Source organism: Streptomyces otsuchiensis (assembly GCF_004305975.1).
GTDB classification, from domain to species: Bacteria; Actinomycetota; Actinomycetes; order Streptomycetales; family Streptomycetaceae; genus Streptomyces; species Streptomyces otsuchiensis.
This window is the reverse complement of record NZ_BHZI01000425.1, coordinates 1-3,299: the sequence shown is the minus strand read 5'-3', so window position 1 is coordinate 3,299 and position 3,299 is coordinate 1. Positions and strand designations below refer to the sequence as shown.

At 76.8% G+C, this 3,299-nt stretch carries 1 protein-coding gene and 1 pseudogene; both read right to left on the bottom strand.

What is annotated here, in order from left to right:
• A pseudogene (locus E0D90_RS24630) lies at positions 1 to 2,277 on the bottom strand (hypothetical protein); the annotation flags it as partial.
• Between the two features lie 114 nt (positions 2,278 to 2,391).
• Entirely contained in the window at positions 2,392 to 3,264 is an 873-nt protein-coding gene (locus E0D90_RS24625) for a hypothetical protein (protein ID WP_227870481.1), read from the bottom strand.
• Between the last annotated feature and the right edge of the window lie 35 nt (positions 3,265 to 3,299).

Here is a 3,299-nt window from a genome sequence, read left to right as displayed (position 1 = left end):
GGTGGGTGCCAGCAGTGCGGCGGCGGTGCCGACCGCGACGGCGGACCGGGGCAGCAGGGCCGCCTCGGCCAGCACCTCGCGGGCCCGGGTGTGGCTCTGCGGGTCGGTGATGACGACGCCGTCGACCAGTTCGGGACGCGCGGCCAGGACGGCGGCGTGGTCCGCCGGGTCGACGGCCTGGGCGAGGTAGCGCCAGCCGGGCAGTGCCGGGATGCCGTGCTCGCCGAGGAACTCCACCGTCGTCAGCACGTCCGGGCCGGCCGGGAGCAGGCCGCCGTCTCCCAGTGCGCCGAGGATGCGGTTGTCGTCGGCCGCGGCGGTGCGCAGCTCGAACAGGCTGCGTTCCGCGTCGCTGACCGTCGTCTCCAGCAGCCCGCCGAGTTCGTCGGCGTGTTCGTCCAGCTGCTCGGCGGTGAGCGGGTCGCCCGTGGCGAGCCCCAGCAGCTCGGCCAGGCGTTCCTCGCGGCCGAGGGCTGTCGCGGTGTCGCGCTCGGCGGCGTGGGCGGCCCGCGCGGCTCGGGCGGCGTCGGCGGCCCGGGCGGATGCCAGCTGGGCGCGGGCGTGACGGTCGGCTGCCTGCCGGGTGTGGGTGGTCGCGGCGGTGGCCGCGTCGCGGGCGCGTTCGGCGGCCTCGGCGGCGCTCTCCTCGGCGGCACCGGCCTCCAGGGCGGCGCGGGCCGGGTCGGTGCCCGGTCCGGCGTCCTCCAGCCAGCCGGCGCGGACCGCCTCGGCGGTCTCCTGGGAGACCTCTTCCATGCGCTGCCGGAGATGGTCGCTCTCGCTGCGGGCGCGCTGGGCGGAGGTCGCCGCCTCGGTGGCCTCCCGGCGGGCGGTGTCGCTCTCGGCCTGGAGCGCGGCGGAACGCTCCTCCTGCTCGGTGGCGGTCTGTTCGGCGCCTCCGGCGGCGGACTCCAGCGCGCGGGCGAGCGCGGCGGCGGCCCGGGTGCGGGCGGCCAGCGCGGGCGCGGCGTCCCGCTCGGCCTCACTGATGGCGGCGGCGACCCGGGCGCCGCGGTCGGTGGCGGCGCGGTGCTGGAGCACGGTCTCGGCCGCCTGCCAGGCGGCGTGCACCGTGCGGGCCTCGGTGAGTTCCCGGCGGAGCCCGGCCGCGGACCGCTCGGCGGCGGCCAGCGCGAGGGAGGCGTGCCGGTAGGCGAGTTCGGCGGTGGTGCGGGCGGCACGGTCGCGGGTCAGTCCGGCGGCGGCGGCCGTCTCGGCGGCGGCCTCCACGCGCCCGGAGAGGACGGCGGCGCGTTCACGTTCGGCCGTGCCGCGGGCGGCCATCCGGCCGGCGAGTGCGCGGGTCCGGGCCTCGGCGCCGGCGTGGACGGCGCGCGCCTGACCGCGGCGGTCGGCGGCCTCGGCGATCCGCCGCAGGAGGTCGAGCGAGCCGGCGGTGAAGTCGCGTTCCGCGGTGAGTTCGGCGCGGCGGCCCAGCTTGTGGGAGAAGCCGTGGACCAGGTCGGCGAGCCCGTCGGTGTCGCGCGTGTCGGTGACGGCGCGCAGCAGCAGGTCGGTGAAGTCGGAGTCGTTCTTCACCGCGAACAGGCCGGCGGCCTCGCCCTCGTCGGCGTTCATCTCGCGCTGGTAGCGGAAGAGTTCGGGGTCGAGGCCGAGGGCCTCCAGGTGCTCCTTCCAGCGCTCGTGGACCTCCTCCCAGACGATGTCGAGGTTGGGGTAGGCCTTGCCGGTCTCGGTGAGGACGTCCCGGAACCCCTTCATGGTGCGCCGGCGGCCGGTGGCGCCCGAGGCGCCCTCCTGGTCGGCCCGGGGACGCATCGCCGTGGATTCGGCCACCGGCAGCGAGTCGAGTGTCATGCCCGGTCCGGGACGGAAGGAGTACCAGGCCTCGGCGAAGCGGCGCGGGTCGTTGGAGACCTGGCGGCCCCGCCACTCGCTGACCTTGCCGACGACGACGCTCTCGCCGGTCAGGGTGTGCTGCCACTCCAGCGCGACATGGCCGCAGTCCTCGGCCAGCAGGAACTTGCGCAGCACTCCGGAGCTGGCGCCGCCCAGGGTGTTGCGGTGGCCGGGCAGCATCACGGAGAAGATCAGCTTCAGCAGGACGGACTTGCCGCCGCCGTTCTCCAGGAACAGGACACCGGCGGGGGCCGGGCGGCGGGGCGGTCCGGTCGGCTCGTCCTCGAAGAAGTCGGCCTGCACCGGGGCCGGGTCCGGGACCTCCTCGCCGACGCCGCGCAGGTCGAGGACGGTGTCGGCGTAGCGGGCGCCGGCGGGGCCGATGGAGTAGAGGCGGACCCGGGACAGCTCGTACATGGCGGGCACTCACAGGAGGTCGGAAGGCTGGTGGGTGAGGGTGGCGGTGCGGCGCCCCGGCGCCGCGGCCGGCCGGTGCCTGGGCCGGCGGAGAGGGGTCAGGAGCGGACGGGATCAGGAGTGGAAGGGGAGTCCGGCGCCCTCGACGAGGACGTCGTCCCGCGAGGCGGGCGCCAGCGTCGGGCTGCCGTCGCCGACGGGGACCACGCCGAGCTCCAGGAGTTCGGTCATGGCGGCGCGGCCGGCCATGTCGCGTACCTGGAGCTGGTAGCGGGGCGTGGTGCGGTAGGCGCCGCCCTCGTCGTCGCCGGTGCGCTGCAGGAATCCGGAGTCGGCGAGGAAGGAGACGGCCTTGCCGATGATGCCGGTGGTGGAACCGGCGAGTCTGCGGGCGTCCTTGGTGGCGCCGGTGGCGCTGCGGCGGGCGTACACGCGCCAGGCGGCCTCCAGTCCGGGGGTGTCGCTGGCCGGGTCGGTGTTCTCCCCCGACTCCTCGGCCCGCTGCTCCAGCCGGCGGCAGGCCTGCCGGACGAAGGCGTCCACGCCGTTGACGGTGATCCGGCCGAGGTAGCCGTCGTCGGCGAGGTCCTGGGGACGGGGGAAGGCCATGGCCGCCACGGCGAGGTGGGCCAGCCCGTGCAGGAAGCGGTCGGCGGAGTCACTGGCCGTGCGGCGGGCGTACTCACCCATGCGGACGGCGAACACCGAGTCCTCGGCGGCGGTGACGGCCATGCCGGCCCGGGTGGAGACCTCCAGGACGATCAGGCCGAGCCCGGTGGCCACGGCGTCGGTGAGCCGCGCGAACGCCGGGTCCTCCAGGTAGCGGCGGACACCGGCGGCGTACTCCGCGTCCCGGACCGGCTGCAGGCGGGGCTGGAGACCGAAGGAGACCAGCCGGGCGGCGTCGGCGGCGTCGGCGGGGGTGGCGCCACCGGGTGCGCCGCGGACTCCGGCGGGCGGGGCGGTCTCGGTGCCGTGGTCGGTCACGGGCGGCGGGCTCCTCGGTGCGGTGGGTGCGGGTG